Origin of the sequence: Priestia megaterium, from assembly GCF_046599315.1 — a bacterium.
Classification (GTDB): domain Bacteria; phylum Bacillota; class Bacilli; order Bacillales; family Bacillaceae_H; genus Priestia; species Priestia megaterium_F.
In genome coordinates this window covers 442,475-458,318 of the sequence record NZ_JBKIKC010000002.1, presented here as the reverse complement: position 1 = coordinate 458,318, position 15,844 = coordinate 442,475, and the positions used below count along the sequence as shown (strand labels likewise).

The window sequence follows — 15,844 nt, the reverse complement described above, 5'->3', positions numbered from 1 at the left end:
AAAAAAGGTACGGGCTCTGAGCTCGTACCTTTTTTGATTAATCATGTGTATGACGTGTTACAAGTAATGTTAAATAACTTAATACACCGAATAGGAAAGAAATAATTAAAGAATGGGCAAGCGCGAGCTCTAGCTGCAAACGTGTGACAACAACAAGCATACCGGAAATCGCCTGGAAAATAACTAGAATGAGAGCAGCTAACCATCCGTAAAAAATATTTTTCTGGTGACGATAATGTTTAACTGCATGGATAAATGCAGCTAAAATCCATACAAACGTTAAAGCAGCAGCGAATCGATGTCCCATTTGAATCCACTGATTTAAATCAACAGGTAGCCAGCCGTTTACGTTTGAACAAAATGGAACGTCTGGACAAGCTAAGTTAGCTTCTTTATGGCGAACAAGTGCGCCTGTATAAACGACGGCATACGTGTACAAGATAACCCCATAAATATGTTTTTTCATTTTAGAGCCTAGCTGTATGTTAGTTGCATCGAGCTTTTGATCTACCTCAAAGATAATAAGTGTTAATAACAGCACAGAAGCAAATGAAATAAGAGAGATACCAAAATGAAGAGCTAGCACTGCATCTGATTGCCCCCACATAACGGCTGCTGCCCCAATTAATGCTTGCAGTACTAGGAAGAAAAAAGAGATAAACGCTAAAGGTCTAACTTCTCTTATATGTCCTAGTGAAACCCATGCCCATACGCATAAAGCGAGCACAAGAAAGCCTGACAAGCCAGAAACCAAGCGGTGGCTTAGTTCAACAATCGTTTCAAATGTTAAAGGGTCAGGAATGAGCTGCCCGTTACACAGAGGCCAAGAATCTCCGCATCCGTCTGCTGAACCAGTTTTCGTAACAAGGGCACCGCCAAGTAGAATAAGTAACATGGCCATGCTTGTCACAATGGATAAAATTTTTAAGCCAAGTCGCACAATAATCACCATCCTAAAAACAAAGTAAGTAATATAACGAGCTAAACAATTTATCTTAATCTTTTTGTATATTAAACATAAATTTCATTTATTCTCCATAAACTTGATTGAATTTGTTATAATGGTAGAAAGTGTAAGGTTTGTTCATGAGTTTGACTCTGCAGATATGTAAAAGGTACCGTACAGAAAAATATTTTAATTGCGGAAATATCTTTTAACAAGTGACAGGGACATGCATTTAGCTTATGACAAAAAAAATCCATATTTTTTTCATGAATTCTTCACAAAGTAACGGCAAAATATGGTTTAATAAACATGAGAAATAGATATTTCTCTACTATTTTATCGTTTATATGTGAAGCTTTTAAGTAGTTTGGGTGAGAGGAATATGACTTCTTTGTGAACAAAGAGGAGATTTTTGTAAAAATATGTTGAAAACGCCTTCATTTATAGACTCTTTATTTAATAGATAAAAGTCTGTGGATGAGTAAAGGAGGAAGCGCCATGGAAGATTCAAAAATGGTGGAAGATTCAACGCTTTCTGCATCGCCTAACACAGCTCATGTAAGCGAAAATAGTTCCATTTGGTCAGATTTTTTAGCTACGATTAAAATTGGCATAGTCAACTCAAATTTTATCACTACCTTTACTGGTTTTTGGCTAGCTCTTTTCTTCAACGAACAACACTTCTTAGAAAACCTGGATAAAGCATTTTTTACTTTAATAGGTTCTTCCTTTATCATCGCCGGTTCATGCAGCTTGAATAATTACATAGACCGTGACATTGACCCACTAATGGAGCGAACAAAGGGACGACCTACAGTGACAGGAAGTTTTATGCCTTTGACGGTCCTTGGGATTGGCATCGGTTTTACATTAACCGGCTTGCTTATGCTACTAATTGTTTCTTCGGTAGCCGCTCTCATCGGATTAGCAGGAATACTTACATATGTAGTTCTTTACACCATGTGGTCCAAAAGACTATACACAATTAATACAGTAATCGGAAGTATATCAGGCGCCGTCCCCCCTTTAATTGGATGGGCCGCTATCGATCCTAATTTACACGTAGTGGCTTGGGTGTTATTTTTAATCATGTTTATTTGGCAGCCGCCTCATTTTCTCGCTCTTGCTATGCGAAGATGTGAAGAATACCGGGCAGCCGGAATCCCTATGTTGCCTGTTGTACACGGTTTTGAGCTTACAAAACGACAGATTCTCATTTGGATTGCTTGTTTGTTGCCGCTACCTCTTTATTTATACGAATTAGGTACTCCGTTTCTAATTTTGGCTACTGTTTTGAACATAGGATGGCTATTTTTAGGATTTGCTCAATACAATAAACAAGAAGACACAAAGTGGGCTAGCATGATGTTTGTCTACTCACTAAACTATTTAACTGTTTTATTTGTCTCAATGATTGTCGCAACGCTTTTTGCCTAGATAAAATCTTTCACTGAATGCGGCACTGTACAAGGGGGATTTCTTCTACATGTAGAATTCATTATAGAAGGAATAAGTTTTATGCTCAAGAGGGCATAGATGAAATCACGTCAATGAAAGAGAGGTTGGGGAATGGTATGAAAAAATGGCGATTGAACTTTCGTGTTTTGTCGTTATTTACGCTGCTTGCATTCGTGTTATCGGCCTGTGGAAAACCGTTTTTATCAACACTTAAGCCTGCAGGTGAGGTAGCTGAAGAACAATATTCGCTTATGCTGCTTAGTACAGCCATCATGGTTTTGGTTATTGTTGTTGTCACCGTTATCTTTATATTTGTTATTCTGCGCTTTCGTCGTCGTAAAGGCGAAGAAAATGTGATTCCAAAGCAAGTAGAGGGAAGCAGAAAGTTAGAAATTATATGGACAGTGATTCCTATTTTGCTGCTAATTATTTTGACTGTTCCGACGGTCATCTCAACATTTAAGCTAGCAGATGTAAAGGGAATGAAGGACAAAGATGCTGTCGTAGTAAATGTGCGTGCTAACCTGTACTGGTGGGAATTTGAGTATCCTAATCAAAAAATTATTACATCGCAAGATCTAGTTGTTCCAACGGATAAAAAAGTCTACTTTAATATTAAAGCTTCTGACGTCAAGCACTCATTCTGGATTCCTTCAGTTGGAGGAAAGCTCGATGCTAACACAGAAAATGATAATAAATTCTGGCTAGTGTTTGATTCCGAAAAATCCAAGGAAGCTAACGGAGTTTTCTATGGAAAATGTGCCGAGCTTTGCGGTCCATCTCATTCTCTCATGGACTTTAAAGTACGGGCTGTATCAAGCGATGAATTTGATACGTGGGCAAAAGATTTGAAAAAGGCAAAGCCTGATGTAGAAACAGCATCGGCAAAAGCTGGGCAAGAGGTTTTTAATGAAAGCTGTATCGGATGTCATGCTGTTGATGTCAAAGACAATCGCCCAGAGCAAGCTCGTCAAGCGCCAAACTTAGCTGGTTTTTCTGAACGTGAGCGAGTAGCTGGGGTGCTTCCTCACAACAAGGATAATATCAAGAAGTGGTTAAAAGACCCTGAAAAAGTTAAGCCGGGTAATAAGATGAGTGGTACATATCCTGACTTAACAGATGAACAAGTGAATGAGCTAGCAGACTATTTAATGAGTTTAAAAGAAAAATAAACGTCCAGTCGTTTGTAAAAGGGGAGGTTTAGCGATGAGTACACTCAGTCAAAAGAAGGGTGTAGGTGGAATAATTTGGGACTTTATGACAACGGTTGACCATAAGAAAATCGCCATTCTCTATTTAATTGCCGGCGGTATCTTTTTTCTAGTGGGAGGAGTGGAAGCGCTATTTATACGTATTCAGCTGGCTATACCAAGCAATGACTTTGTTAGTGCAGGAACGTATAACGAAATTTTAACCATGCATGGAACAACGATGATTTTCTTAGCTGCCATGCCGCTTCTTTTTGCGATGATGAATGCAGTGGTTCCGCTGCAAATTGGGGCTCGAGATGTAGCATTTCCATTTTTAAATTTGTTAGGTTTTTGGTTGTTTGCCTTTGGGGGAATCTTTTTAAATCTAAGCTGGTTTTTAGGAGGAGCACCCGATGCGGGTTGGACATCATATGCCTCGTTGTCCATTGCGTCGCCTAGTCACGGAATTGATTTTTATGCGATAGGGTTGCAAATTTCCGGGGCCGGGACATTGATTTCAGGTATCAACTTTCTCGTGACCATTATTAACATGAGGGCGCCAGGTATGACTTATATGCGTATGCCGCTGTTTACGTGGACGACATTTGTTGCATCAGCTCTCATTTTGTTTGCGTTTCCAGCACTGACGGTTGGATTGTTTTTAATGATTTTTGACCGCTTGTTCGGGGGAAACTTTTTTGACGCCACAATGGGTGGAAACACCATTATCTGGGAACATCTTTTCTGGATATTCGGTCATCCCGAAGTATATATTTTAATTCTTCCAGCATTTGGTGTTTTCTCAGAAATATTACCTACTTTCTCAAGAAAGAGATTATTCGGATACTCGTCGATGGTTTTTGCTACCGTATTAATCGGATTTTTAGGGTTCATGGTGTGGGCTCACCACATGTTTACAACCGGACTTGGTCCGATTGCAAATGCCATTTTTGCTGTCGCTACGATGGCTATCGCCGTTCCAACTGGAATTAAAATTTTCAACTGGTTGTTTACCATTTGGGGAGGAAGTATTGAATTTACGTCTCCAATGTTGTACGCTGTCGCTTTTATTCCCTCATTTGTTATTGGGGGAGTAACTGGAGTTATGGCGGCTGTAGCACCTGCAGATTATCAATTTCAAGATTCTTATTTTATCGTTGCCCACTTTCATTACGTTATCGTAGGTGGTGTCGTATATGCTATTTTAGCAGGGGTCACATACTGGTGGCCAAAAATGTTTGGGAAGATGTTAGATGAAAAGTTAAGCAAAGCAACGTTCTGGCTCTTTTTGATTGGTTTTCACTTAACGTTCTTTATTCAGCATTTCCTGGGCTTAATGGGGATGCCTCGCCGCGTATGGACGTTCTTGCCTAATCAAGGTCTCGACCTTGGAAATGCAATTAGTTCATCAGGAGCTGCTTTCATGGCGGTTGCTACGCTCATTTTACTTGTTAATATTATAAAAACAACTGCTAAAGGACAAAAGGTAGGAGGAGACCCTTGGGGAGACGGACGTACATTAGAATGGGCTATTTCATCTCCACCTCCAGAGTATAACTTTAAACAAACGCCGCTTGTACGCGGATTAGATGCATATTGGATTGAAAAAATGGCAGGAAACAAAGAAATGACGCCGGCAGAACCTCTTGGTGATATTCATATGCCAAACTCATCGTTCATTCCATTTATGATATCGCTTGGAATGTTTATTGCAGGAATTGGTTTTTTGTACCGAAATGACCATGCGTGGGGAGATGTCGTAGGGATTATCGGAATGGTTGTCATGTTTTTATCGATGTTCTTCCGTTCATGGATTGATGATCACGGGTTTCATATTCATAAAGAAGATTTAATTGATGATGATAAGGAGGCGAAGATGTAATGGAGACTGAACAAAAGCTAACTGCTGAAACTTTCCCTGCTTCGCCTGAAAAAGCAACGCTTGAAGGGAAAAATAAATTTACTGGCTTTTGGCTCTTTTTAGGCGGAGAGACGGTTTTGTTTGCTTCCCTTTTTGCTACTTATTTAGCTTTGCGTAACTCAACCATGTCGGGGCCTAAGCCAGAAGAATTATTTGATATTAAGCTTGTATTTGCAGCCACCATGATCTTATTAACAAGTTCGCTCACAAGCGTATATGCTATGTATCATATGAAAAATTTTGAATTTAAAAAGATGCAGCTATGGCTAGGTGTTACGTGGCTTTTAGGTTTAGCTTTTCTAGGGTTAGAAATTTATGAATTTAGGCATTATGTTCATGAAGGGCATACGTTTACAAGCAGCGCATTCGGTTCTTCTTTCTACGCGCTGGTTGGGACCCACGGGGCTCACGTAACGTTCGGATTACTTTGGATTGGTTCTTTGATGATTCGAAATGCTAAGCGGGGACTAAACTTATATAACGCCCCAAAATATTATGTAGCAAGTTTATACTGGCACTTTATCGATGTGGTTTGGGTCTTTATTTTTACGGTTGTATATTTAATGGGAATGGTGGGATAAGCTGATGACGACAAATCAATCAAACTCAGATAACCCAAGGCTCAATTTAGAGTACCGTAAGAAAAGAAACGCAGAAGATATGAAGATGCAAGTTATCTCTTTTGCGATGATGTTGTTTTTAACACTAATTGCTTTTTTTGCGGTTTATCAAGAGTTTAGCGGATGGTACATTATGCCGGTGATTGTGCTCTTGGCGGTTGTTCAAGTCATCTTTCAACTTTATTATTTCATGCATATGAACCATAAAGGACATACCATACCAGCATTTTTCTTGTATTCGGGCGTATTGGTAGCTCTTATAACCATTTTAGCTTTTGTAACCATCATTTGGTGGTAAAGAAAAGGGCTGGCATGTGCCAGTCCTTTTCATCATCTGTAGAAGGAGGAATAGACGTTGATTAACAATTTGCAGATGTTTGGTTTTGAAGCACTTTGGAGCCCTTACTATTTTTTAACCATTTGTCTCGTGACCGTCTTATATTTTTTCATTATTGGTAGATGGAGAGGGAATTTTATAGGTGCGGAGGCCGTAAGCAGAAAAACCAAAGCGTATTTTGTCATCAGCATGGTTCTTTTATATATTTGTAAAGGAGGACCTGTAGATTTACTAGGGCATTTTATGTTTAGTGCTCATATGACGCAAATGGCCATCGTTTACTTGGTGATTCCTCCGCTTTTTATTTTAGGAATTCCGCCGTGGTTAGCTCGTTCTGTTATTTATTTAAAAGGGGTTAAACCTGTTTTTGAATTTTTTACAAAGCCTTTAATTGCTCTACTATTATTTAATGGGTTATTCTCCTTGTATCATATCCCTTTGCTTTTTGATTTTATTAAAACGGATATGACTCTCCACGGAATTGTGAGTATTGTATTATTTGTTGCTGCATTTTGTATGTGGTGGCCACTCGTTAATCAGCTAGAAGAAGAACAAACGCTAAGTTCTTTGAAAAAGCTAGGATACATTTTTGCAGACGGCGTACTTCTTACCCCAGCGTGCGCGTTAATTATTTTTGCAAACCATTCTTTATATGCGACGTATACAGACTCGAGCGCTTGGGTACAAGCTCTTTCTCTTTGTGTACCGCCTTCTATGATTGCAAGTTTGGGGCAGCTCGCTCCCGAAATGTTTAATACGCTACCGCCTGTGGAAGATCAGCAGCTAGGCGGCGTTATTATGAAAATTATTCAAGAAATTGTGTATGGAACAGTTTTAGGCTTTATTTTTTTTCAGTGGGCTCGAAAAGAAAGAGAGAAAGAAACGTACATGCCTGATTTTAGTGAACCTCAAGATATAAAATCAAAGGAAATCCCATCTACTCCTCCTTTGAATTAAAAAAAGCGCAGTGTGATTACTGCGCTTTTTCTACTTCTATAGCTGAACGGTTTCAAGCTGTGATTTGACTTGTGCCAATATCTTTTCACACTGTTCTACAAGGGATGGCGGGAAGTATTCACCGTCTCCATATTCCACACCGTGAGGATAATAATGTTTGCCTAATAGAGGTGTCATAAGGTGAATAACAGCATGCCTACCCCCTACATCGCCTGAAATAGCATGTCCTTGGACTCGTAAATAGAAGGTATCTCGCTGAAACTCGAATTTTCGATCATACGTGACGCGTTCATAATCCCATTGTCCAGCGCGAACCAGACCAAACTGATGCATAATCTCATCTAATAAATCTAAATCAACCTTTAATGAATCAAACTTTGCATACTCAAATTTCATATGAACTCCCTCCCAAAACAAATATACCCCAATTAAATCATAAGCCGAATGGATAAAACTTGCAATATATAATAAGGAAAAATGTAAACGTTATCTATTTTTATTTAAACGTTTTAAATACGAAAGTTTACTAAAAAGTTGGTCACACTATAAAGCGAGTACAATAAGTGAAGGAGGATAAAACAATGAAAACTGTACAAGATGTGATGACAACTGATACGGAAACATGCACCACGCTTGATAACGTATATGAAGTGGCAGTAAAAATGAAGAAATGGAATGTAGGCGCAATTCCAATTGTCGATAGGGATCAGCTAGTAGGAATGATTACGGATCGAGATTTAGTTATAAAAGGCATTGCAGAAAAGAAGCCAAATTCAAGTAAGGTAACGGATGTTATGAGTGAGGAGCTTATCACTATTACAGCTGAAGCCTCTGTAGAAGAAGCTTCTAAGCTTATGGCTCAACATCAAATCCGTCGTCTTCCCGTTGTAGAAAATCAAAAGCTAGTAGGGATTGTATCGCTAGGTGATTTATCAACGTTTCGCTATGCTAATGAAAGTGCAGGAGAAGCGCTCTCAGACATTTCAGAACATACGCATTAAAAAGCGAAAGGTCAACTGTTTGCAGTGTATTCGTAAATAGTTGGCTTTTTCTTTTGTTTCCTTCATACCAATAGCTATTTTTTTTTGAATGCATGTATAATAGAGATAAAAATAAGTTAAACAGGTAAAGAAAACAGGTGTAAGGAGAGGAAGAAAAACTGAAAAAAGTTATTTTTATTCTCGTATTAATAGTAGCATTTGTATACGCAGAGGATTATTTACCTCAGCTAGAAAAATATCTAACAGGTCAAAAAATTGAGCAAAACCAAACGGATTCCAAAAGTCAGCCGACACAAGAAGTGGCTTCTTTTGAAAAACAAAGCGAAAATATGATGAGGCTCATCGGAGATCATTCAGAACAGTTAATTGGAATGCTTGGAGAGCCGGATCGTATTGATTCTTCTGCATATGGCTATGACTGGTGGATTTATAAAAAGAATCGTCAAACGTATGCGCAGGTAGGAGTGGAAAATAATCAAGTTGTATCTGTATATGTCATTGGTGCAAAAACAAATACAGATCCTTTTGAGATCGGTGAGAAGCGAGAAGAAGTAGAAAAAAACGTTTCACTTTCACCTGAACTCACGCTTCAAAAAGACGGAAATGAATACCGATTTCGTCTGAGTGAAGAGGATATGAAAATGCGCCCAATTATTAAATATGGAAATGTATACGTTCAACTATATTTCGATCAGTTTCTTAACACAATCTCAAGTATTCGAATTATGGACATGGACACGCTATTAAAACAGCGTCCGTACGAAATTGTTTATCGCGGTGAGCTTCCTACAGCTCCGTCATTAACAGCGGAAGAGTGGAAAAGTATCCAAGAAGGAGAAGAGCAGCAGATTATCGATATTACAAATGTAATTCGAGACCGATTTCAGCTATCGCCTTTAGTTTGGGACGAAGCCACTGCTGGAGTGGCCTATTTACACAGCAAAGAAATGAGTGACTTAAACTATTTCTCTCACGTTTCACCAGCACAAGGTGATTTAGGCAACCGTCTGCAAAAAGGCGATGTAGTATACCGGATTGCGGGAGAAAATATTGCCTCGAACTATCAAGATGGAATCGCTGCGGTTGAAGGGTGGCTTAATAGCGAAGGACATCGTAAGGCTTTACTCAATAAAGAGTTTACGCGTCTTGGTGTAGGCGTATACGAGAAATATTATACGCAAAACTTTATCACTCCGATGAATGAATAGTGAGTTCAAAACTTCCTTTTGAAAATAGGTCTACTCTTGTCCTCTTTCTCATAAGTTTTAGTAGAGGTTAGAGGAGGGACGAGAATGAAAGGAAGAATAGTAGGAATATTGCTCGTACTTTTCTTTGCATATACGACTACTGTACATGCAGGTGAAGGGCAGTGGAAGAAGCTTGATAACTTATCTGATCAAACGCTATCGCTTGTAGAGCAAAAGGAGTATAAAGCAGCCCAACATTTGTTCAGAAATTTTTCGAATGAATTTACTAGTCTCAATACAGCTTCTTTAGGCGTATCGGCCGAAGATATCCGTATTTTAACTCTTTGTTATGAACAGGTAGAAAGGTCTCTTTTATCTTCTGATTCCAGTGATGAAGAACGACTTCAAAAAGCTACTCAATTTCGATTATTAGTCGATGCGCTGCACAGTAAGCACCAGCCTATGTGGACTGAACTCGAAGGCAGCATGCTTGCAACATTTAAAGAGATGCGAAATGAAGCGGTAAAAGGAGAACAAGCGGCTTACGAAGCACAGCTTAAGCAATTTCTAAAAGAATATGATATGATCTTGCCAAGCGCACAGGTAGACGTGTCGTCTCCTTACGTACAGCGTGTGAGCGCGGACGTTCACTTTTTACAAAGTGAAGGAACGCTAAGTGAAATTAACGATGATCAGTTTAATCAAATGGAACAAAATTTAAAAGATTTTTTTGAACAAGTAAAAGAAAATCATACGGACCCGTCTTTTATTTGGGTTACAATTACCACTGGAAGTATTATTATCGCTACTCTTTTTTATGTAGGAGCACGAAAATATTTTGCTGATCGGAAAAGAAAGTCGGCTAGAGGGCGTAATGATTGACGGAAAAGCGCAGAATTGTCTAAAATAAAAGAGTAGTCAAACACATAATGAAAGGTGTGGGTAAATGAGCTTTTTGATTTATTTTCTCATCATTATCCTTGTGCCAATTTGGGCGCAGTTTAAAGTGAGAAGTGCTTACAAAAAATACTCAAAAGTAAGCAACTCATCAGGAATGACAGGTGCAGAGGTAGCACGGAAAATTTTGGATGAAAACGGGTTGTATAACGTTCATGTAGAGCCTGTAGGCGGATTTTTATCCGATCACTACGATCCTCGCTCAAAAGTAATTCGTTTATCAGAAGACAACTATTACGGAACGTCTGTGGCAGGGGCTGCCGTTGCAGCTCACGAAGTGGGACACGCGATTCAAGACAAAGAAAACTACTCGTTTTTACGTCTTCGCCACTCTCTTGTGCCGGTGGCAAGTCTAGGGTCTAACGTGTCATGGATCTTAATTATGATTGGGATTATCGCACAAGCTAGTGGTTTACTCTTACTTGGAATTATCTTCATGGCAGCAGCCGTGGTGTTCCAACTTGTAACACTGCCTGTTGAATTTAATGCATCAAGCCGAGCGATGACGCAAATCGTCTCAGTCGGTGCAATTCGAAATGACGAAGAGCGCGAAACGCGAAAAGTGCTTAACGCAGCGGCTTTAACATATGTAGCAGCCGCAGCGGTAGCAGTTCTTGAGCTGGTTCGTTTAATCATGATTTATACAGGAATGAATAACGACGATTAATAAAAAATACCGCATTAGCGGTATTTTTTTATCTTTCAAGCGGCTTTTTATTTTCATCAAGGGTAAATCCTTCGCCCAAGACATCATGAACATCTGAAACCGCAACGAATGCGTGTGGATCTACAGAAGTAATAACTTGCTTTAAACGGAAAATTTCATTTTTACTTACAACGCAGTATAGCACGTTGGTATCTTGCTTGGAAAAAGAACCTTGCCCCTTTAAAATTGTCACGCCTCGGTCCATTTCTTTCATAATTTTATCCGATATGGCTTCGTTATGATTCGAAATGATAGTTGCTCCTTTAGCGGCATATGCACCGTCTTGCATAAAATCAATAACGCGTGCAGCGACAAAGACTGCAACAAGCGTGTACATAGCTTCTCGGTAGGATAAATAAATGAGAGATGCACTAATTACAACAAAGTCGAAAAGAAACATCGTTTTTCCCATGTTCCACCCGATGTATTTTTGAACAACGCGTGCGATAATATCGACTCCTCCCGTTGTTCCTCCAAACCTAAAAATAATACCAAGTCCGACTCCAATAAAAACACCAGCAAAGAGAGCTGCTAGAGTCATATCATGACGCAAAGGCATATTCACTGGGAAGCGCTGGAATACCCATAAAAATAGTGATAAGCTAACGACTCCGAGCATGGTATAAATAAATGCTGTTCTTCCTAATAGTTTCCACCCTACAAAAAACAAAGGAATATTTAACACTAAGTTAGAATAAGAGGGATCAATGTTAAATAAGAAGAATAAAAGCAGGGTTATGCCTGTGAATCCACCTTCAGCTAAATTGTTTTGCATGTTAAAATTAACAAGTCCGAAAGCAAATATGGCAGCACCAAGCAGTATAAAAACAATATTCTTTAATCTGAGACTTTTCATACTCACAAACCTCCTATGGCCGTTTTTGCACTACCTTATCATAAAGGAATATATTTCATTTCGTAAATAACTATTGAAAAGATTTTTGAAAATAGTAAAAAGTGATGGCGTTTCGTCTAGTGCTATGTATTAGTAGTATCCTCAATTCGTAAAATATAGACAGCTTTTTGAGAATTAAGGGAAACGTGAGGGATATTGTGAAAAGGCTTGGTAAGAAGAAGTAATTACACTAAATAATTTGAAGTAAAGATGTTATAATAGTAAGCTGAGTGTACGTCTAAAAGAGGTGAAATAAAACGATGTCAAAAAAAACGATGGAGCAAATGCAGCAAGAAGTTGATGCATATATTAGTCAATTTAAAGAAGGATATTTTAGTCCTCTCGCCATGCTTGCGCGCATGTCAGAAGAAGTGGGCGAATTATCACGCGAAATTAACCACTATTATGGTGAAAAGCCGAAGAAAACGACTGAAGCGGAACGTACGGTCGAAGAAGAAATGGGCGACATTTTATTTGTATTAATTTGCTTTGCAAATTCATTAAATATTGATTTACAAGAAGCACATGATCGCGTTATGAATAAATTTAATACGCGTGACAAAGATCGCTGGACGAAAAAAGAAGACTAAGGAGAGAAAAAGAATGGACAAAATTCGAATTGTACTTGCAGGACCAAGAGGTCGTATGGGAAAAGAAGCTGTATTGTTAATAGAAGAGACAGAGCATTTTGAATTAGTAGCAGCGGTGGATCGTATCAATGAAGGAAAATACATAAGTGATATTGAAGGAATGCCAAATTTACAAGCGCCAATCTACACGGACATTGAAAAATGTTTTCAAGACGTTAAGGCAGATGTTCTAGTTGATTTGACAACACCTGAAATTGGACGCGTTCATACTAAAACAGCCTTAACATATGGAGTAAGACCTGTTGTAGGAACAACTGGATTTTCGGAAGAAGATTTAAAAGAATTAAAGGAGCTTGCTGAAGAGAAGGAGCTTGGCTGTATCATTGCACCTAATTTCGCCATTGGCGCTATTTTAATGATGAAGTTTTCACAAATGGCAGCTAAATACTTTGATGATGTAGAGATTATTGAAATGCATCACGATCAAAAGTTAGATGCACCATCAGGAACAGGGTTAAAAACAGCGGAGCTGATCAGTGAAGTTCGTGAAGCAAAAAAACAAGGCCATCCTGAGGAAAAAGAATTACTAGAAGGTGCGCGCGGGGCAGATTATGAAGGCATCCGTCTACATAGCGTACGCCTGCCAGGACTGATTGCTCACCAAGAAGTGATGTTCGGAGGATTTGGACAAACATTAAAAATCCGTCATGATTCATACAACCGTGCTTCTTTTATGTCAGGTGTGAAGTTAGCTGTTGATACAGTTATGAAAGTAGACACACTTGTATATGGTTTAGAAAATATTATTGACTAAGGAGCGAGAAAAATGAAAATCGCCTTAATTGCGCATGATAAAAAGAAAAATGATATGGTTCAATTTACAACAGCTTATCAAGCGATTTTACAGGAACATTCGCTGTTCGCAACGGGCACAACCGGAACGCGTATTTCAGAAGCAACAGGTTTGAAGGTTCACCGCTTTCAATCGGGACCGCTTGGAGGAGATCAGGAGATAGGGGCTTTAATTGCCCAAAACGAAATGGATATGGTTATTTTTTTCCGCGACCCGTTAACAGCTCAGCCCCATGAACCTGATATTTCAGCTCTGATGCGTCTATGTGACGTATATGCGGTTCCTCTTGCAACGAATATGGGAACAGCAGAGATCTTAATTCATGGACTTGAACGAGGCGATTTGCATTGGCGTTCAATTATAAAAAAATAGGGTGAAGATAATGAAAGAAACAATAGATATCCTTGCCTTTGGTGCTCATGCCGATGATGTAGAAATCGGCATGGGTGGAACCATTGCAAGAATGAGTGAACAAGGTTTGAAGGTAGTTATTTGCGATTTGACGCAAGCTGAACTTTCTTCAAATGGAACAGTTGAAATCCGAAAGCAAGAAGCGTCCAAAGCAGCGGATGTCTTAGGTGTTCATGAGCGAATTCATCTGCATTTACCAGACAGAGGTTTGTTTCTAAAGCCAGAGTATATATCTGAAATTGCATCAGTCATTCGCGCGTATCAACCAAGGATTATATTTGCTCCGTATTTCGAAGATCGTCATCCTGATCATGGAAATTGTGCAAAGCTTGTAGAAGAAGCTATATTTTCAGCTGGAGTTAAAAATTATATCGACGGTAAGAGGCAAAAGGCTCATCGTGCGGAGTCTCTTTATTTCTATATGATAAATGGATTCCATAAGCCAGATTTTATCGTAGATGTATCAAGCACGTTTCAAAAGAAAGTAGCTAGTCTACAGGCTTATGAAAGTCAATTTGTAAAAACAGCAGATACATTTGATACGCCTTTAGTAAACGGATATATAGAAACGGTAGAGAGCAGAGAACGCTTGTTCGGCAAAGAAGTCGGGGTAGCATACGGTGAAGGTTTTTTATCTAAAAAACCGATTTTGATGTACGATGATTTAGTAGGTGTAAAATAAATGAAGTTAAAAATTGGTATTACATGTTATCCTTCCGTTGGCGGTTCAGGAGTGGTAGCAACGGAGCTAGGAAAGCTGCTGGCTGAAAAGGGGCACGAAATTCATTTTATTTCCTCTAGCATGCCTTTTAGATTGACGAAAGTATATCCAAATATTTATTTTCACGAAGTAGATGTAAATCAATACTCTGTCTTTAAATATCCTCCGTATGATCTCGCTTTATCCAGTAAAATGGCTGAAGTGGCTAAAAGAGAAAAGCTTGATATTATTCATACGCACTATGCAATCCCACATGCCGTTTGCGGGATTTTGGCGAAACAAATGGTAGAGCACGAAGTGAAAATTGTCACAACTCTTCATGGGACAGACATTACGGTTCTAGGTGAAGATCCATCATTAAAAGACTTAATTAAATTTGGAATCGAGAAATCTGATGCAGTGACGGCCGTATCTCACTCACTTGTTAATCAAACTCACCATTTAATTAGTCCAGATAAAGAAATTGAAACGATGTATAATTTTATTGATGAACGAGTTTATCATAAAAAAGAAGTTCAGTATTTAAAAGCGGAATATGGCATATTAGAAAATGAAAAAGTTGTTATTCATATTTCAAACTTTCGTCACGTCAAACGCGTTACAGACGTAGTCAAAACGTTTGCTCTTATTCATAAAAAGCTTTCATCTAAACTGCTGCTTGTAGGAGATGGCCCTGAAATGACGGTTGTGTCTCAATTAGTAAAGGAGCTTAATCTTCAAGATTCTGTATTATTTCTTGGGAAACAAGAAAATGTGGCAGAATTATATTCAATCAGCGATTTGAAACTGTTATTATCTGAAAAAGAAAGCTTTGGACTTGTACTCTTAGAAGCCATGGCTTGTGGTGTTCCATGCATTGGAACGAATGTAGGTGGAATTCCAGAGGTAATCGAACACGAGAAAACAGGGTATATTTGCGAAGTGGGCGATGTTGAAGAAGCAGCGAACAAAGCGATTCAACTACTTGAAAATGAACAGCTGCATCAACAAATGAGGGAAGCATCCCTACACGCAGTTAATCATAAATTTCATTCAACAGAGATTGTGAGTCAATATGAAAAACTTTATTATAAATTGGTACAAGGTTGAAGAAT

18 protein-coding genes are annotated in these 15,844 nt (G+C 38.8%); 15 read left to right on the top strand and 3 right to left on the bottom strand.

The genetic code is table 11. From position 1 onward, the window contains the following. Nucleotides 1-37: 37 nt before the first annotated feature. Nucleotides 38-940, bottom strand: coding sequence for a COX15/CtaA family protein (locus ACLHDF_RS09690; RefSeq protein WP_413918651.1), 903 nt, complete (start codon nucleotides 938-940; stop codon nucleotides 38-40). A gap of 504 nt (nucleotides 941-1,444) precedes the next feature. Between ACLHDF_RS09690 and cyoE the strand changes: the two genes are divergently transcribed. From cyoE to ctaG, 6 genes are all read left to right on the top strand, one after another. Then, complete coding sequence (gene cyoE, locus ACLHDF_RS09685) at nucleotides 1,445-2,383, top strand: heme o synthase (RefSeq protein WP_413918650.1); 939 nt, start codon at nucleotides 1,445-1,447, stop codon at nucleotides 2,381-2,383. Nucleotides 2,384-2,520: 137 nt separating this feature from the next. Next, nucleotides 2,521-3,576, top strand: a complete 1,056-nt coding sequence (gene coxB, locus ACLHDF_RS09680) for a cytochrome c oxidase subunit II (RefSeq protein ID WP_413918649.1) — start codon at nucleotides 2,521-2,523, stop codon at nucleotides 3,574-3,576. 34 nt (nucleotides 3,577-3,610) lie between these two features. Beyond that, nucleotides 3,611-5,476, top strand: a complete 1,866-nt coding sequence (gene ctaD / locus ACLHDF_RS09675; RefSeq protein ID WP_413918648.1) for a cytochrome c oxidase subunit I — start codon at nucleotides 3,611-3,613, stop codon at nucleotides 5,474-5,476. Next, complete coding sequence (gene ctaE, locus ACLHDF_RS09670; RefSeq protein WP_013056081.1) at nucleotides 5,476-6,096, top strand: cytochrome c oxidase subunit III; 621 nt, start codon at nucleotides 5,476-5,478, stop codon at nucleotides 6,094-6,096. Before ctaD ends, ctaE begins: the two co-directional genes overlap by 1 nt. Before the next feature lie 4 nt (nucleotides 6,097-6,100). Then, nucleotides 6,101-6,433 (top strand): cytochrome c oxidase subunit IVB, encoded by a 333-nt coding sequence (ctaF, locus tag ACLHDF_RS09665; protein WP_413918647.1) that lies wholly within the window; start codon nucleotides 6,101-6,103, stop codon nucleotides 6,431-6,433. A gap of 57 nt (nucleotides 6,434-6,490) precedes the next feature. Beyond that, a complete protein-coding gene (gene ctaG, locus ACLHDF_RS09660; protein WP_413918646.1) occupies nucleotides 6,491-7,429 on the top strand; it encodes a cytochrome c oxidase assembly factor CtaG in 939 nt (312 codons plus the stop codon). Nucleotides 7,430-7,465: 36 nt separating this feature from the next. Here ctaG and ACLHDF_RS09655 read toward each other — a convergent pair whose 3' ends face one another. Then, nucleotides 7,466-7,825 (bottom strand): YugN family protein, encoded by a 360-nt coding sequence (locus ACLHDF_RS09655; protein ID WP_413918645.1) that lies wholly within the window; start codon nucleotides 7,823-7,825, stop codon nucleotides 7,466-7,468. A 185-nt stretch (nucleotides 7,826-8,010) separates the two neighbouring features. Between ACLHDF_RS09655 and ACLHDF_RS09650 the strand changes: the two genes are divergently transcribed. From ACLHDF_RS09650 to ACLHDF_RS09635, 4 genes are all read left to right on the top strand, one after another. Continuing rightward, nucleotides 8,011-8,430 carry a CBS domain-containing protein gene (locus tag ACLHDF_RS09650; protein WP_413918644.1) on the top strand — a complete coding sequence of 140 codons (420 nt, stop codon included), beginning with the start codon at nucleotides 8,011-8,013 and terminating at the stop codon, nucleotides 8,428-8,430. Between the two features lie 299 nt (nucleotides 8,431-8,729). After that, the gene (locus ACLHDF_RS09645) at nucleotides 8,730-9,638 is read left to right on the top strand and encodes a CAP domain-containing protein (RefSeq protein WP_413918643.1); all 909 of its coding nucleotides are present in this window, start codon (nucleotides 8,730-8,732) and stop codon (nucleotides 9,636-9,638) included. Between the two features lie 84 nt (nucleotides 9,639-9,722). Next, nucleotides 9,723-10,499: a sporulation protein YpjB gene (locus ACLHDF_RS09640; protein WP_413918642.1), complete on the top strand. Its 777-nt coding sequence runs from the start codon at nucleotides 9,723-9,725 to the stop codon at nucleotides 10,497-10,499. Between the two features lie 64 nt (nucleotides 10,500-10,563). After that, entirely contained in the window at nucleotides 10,564-11,241 is a 678-nt protein-coding gene (locus ACLHDF_RS09635; RefSeq protein ID WP_095379851.1) for a zinc metallopeptidase, read from the top strand. Between the two features lie 28 nt (nucleotides 11,242-11,269). Here the strand turns inward: ACLHDF_RS09635 and ACLHDF_RS09630 are convergent, their stop codons facing one another. Further along, nucleotides 11,270-12,136 carry a YitT family protein gene (locus tag ACLHDF_RS09630; protein ID WP_413918641.1) on the bottom strand — a complete coding sequence of 289 codons (867 nt, stop codon included), beginning with the start codon at nucleotides 12,134-12,136 and terminating at the stop codon, nucleotides 11,270-11,272. Nucleotides 12,137-12,435: 299 nt separating this feature from the next. On the opposite strand from ACLHDF_RS09630, the gene ACLHDF_RS09625 reads away from it, so the two are divergent. Genes ACLHDF_RS09625 through bshA form a run of 5 tightly spaced genes read left to right on the top strand, consistent with a single transcriptional unit; the run spans nucleotide 12,436 to nucleotide 15,839 of the window. Next, the gene (locus ACLHDF_RS09625; protein WP_013056090.1) at nucleotides 12,436-12,765 is read left to right on the top strand and encodes a nucleotide pyrophosphohydrolase; all 330 of its coding nucleotides are present in this window, start codon (nucleotides 12,436-12,438) and stop codon (nucleotides 12,763-12,765) included. Between the two features lie 13 nt (nucleotides 12,766-12,778). Next, on the top strand, nucleotides 12,779-13,579 hold the full coding sequence (dapB, locus tag ACLHDF_RS09620; protein ID WP_413918640.1) for a 4-hydroxy-tetrahydrodipicolinate reductase: 801 nt from the start codon (nucleotides 12,779-12,781) through the stop codon (nucleotides 13,577-13,579). A gap of 12 nt (nucleotides 13,580-13,591) precedes the next feature. Then, complete coding sequence (gene mgsA, locus ACLHDF_RS09615) at nucleotides 13,592-13,990, top strand: methylglyoxal synthase (protein WP_013056092.1); 399 nt, start codon at nucleotides 13,592-13,594, stop codon at nucleotides 13,988-13,990. Between the two features lie 10 nt (nucleotides 13,991-14,000). Beyond that, a complete protein-coding gene (gene bshB1, locus ACLHDF_RS09610; protein ID WP_413918639.1) occupies nucleotides 14,001-14,711 on the top strand; it encodes a bacillithiol biosynthesis deacetylase BshB1 in 711 nt (236 codons plus the stop codon). Next, entirely contained in the window at nucleotides 14,712-15,839 is a 1,128-nt protein-coding gene (gene bshA, locus ACLHDF_RS09605) for an N-acetyl-alpha-D-glucosaminyl L-malate synthase BshA (protein WP_413918638.1), read from the top strand. Nucleotides 15,840-15,844 lie beyond the last annotated feature (5 nt).

Bases quoted from the DNA above. Each gene is read 5' to 3' on its own strand.
- ACLHDF_RS09625 (WP_013056090.1), top strand. From the start codon at position 12,436: ATGTCAAAAAAAACGATGGAGCAAATGCAGCAAGAAGTTGATGCATAT.
- ACLHDF_RS09640 (WP_413918642.1), top strand. From the start codon at position 9,723: ATGAAAGGAAGAATAGTAGGAATATTGCTCGTACTTTTCTTTGCATAT.
- mgsA (WP_013056092.1), top strand. From the start codon at position 13,592: ATGAAAATCGCCTTAATTGCGCATGATAAAAAGAAAAATGATATGGTT.
- bshB1 (WP_413918639.1), top strand. From the start codon at position 14,001: ATGAAAGAAACAATAGATATCCTTGCCTTTGGTGCTCATGCCGATGAT.
- bshA (WP_413918638.1), top strand. From the start codon at position 14,712: ATGAAGTTAAAAATTGGTATTACATGTTATCCTTCCGTTGGCGGTTCA.
- ACLHDF_RS09630 (WP_413918641.1), bottom strand. From the start codon at position 12,136: ATGAAAAGTCTCAGATTAAAGAATATTGTTTTTATACTGCTTGGTGCT.
- ctaD (WP_413918648.1), top strand. From the start codon at position 3,611: ATGAGTACACTCAGTCAAAAGAAGGGTGTAGGTGGAATAATTTGGGAC.
- ctaF (WP_413918647.1), top strand. From the start codon at position 6,101: ATGACGACAAATCAATCAAACTCAGATAACCCAAGGCTCAATTTAGAG.
- ACLHDF_RS09635 (WP_095379851.1), top strand. From the start codon at position 10,564: ATGAGCTTTTTGATTTATTTTCTCATCATTATCCTTGTGCCAATTTGG.
- ACLHDF_RS09655 (WP_413918645.1), bottom strand. From the start codon at position 7,825: ATGAAATTTGAGTATGCAAAGTTTGATTCATTAAAGGTTGATTTAGAT.
- coxB (WP_413918649.1), top strand. From the start codon at position 2,521: ATGAAAAAATGGCGATTGAACTTTCGTGTTTTGTCGTTATTTACGCTG.
- ctaE (WP_013056081.1), top strand. From the start codon at position 5,476: ATGGAGACTGAACAAAAGCTAACTGCTGAAACTTTCCCTGCTTCGCCT.
- dapB (WP_413918640.1), top strand. From the start codon at position 12,779: ATGGACAAAATTCGAATTGTACTTGCAGGACCAAGAGGTCGTATGGGA.
- cyoE (WP_413918650.1), top strand. From the start codon at position 1,445: ATGGAAGATTCAAAAATGGTGGAAGATTCAACGCTTTCTGCATCGCCT.
- ACLHDF_RS09650 (WP_413918644.1), top strand. From the start codon at position 8,011: ATGAAAACTGTACAAGATGTGATGACAACTGATACGGAAACATGCACC.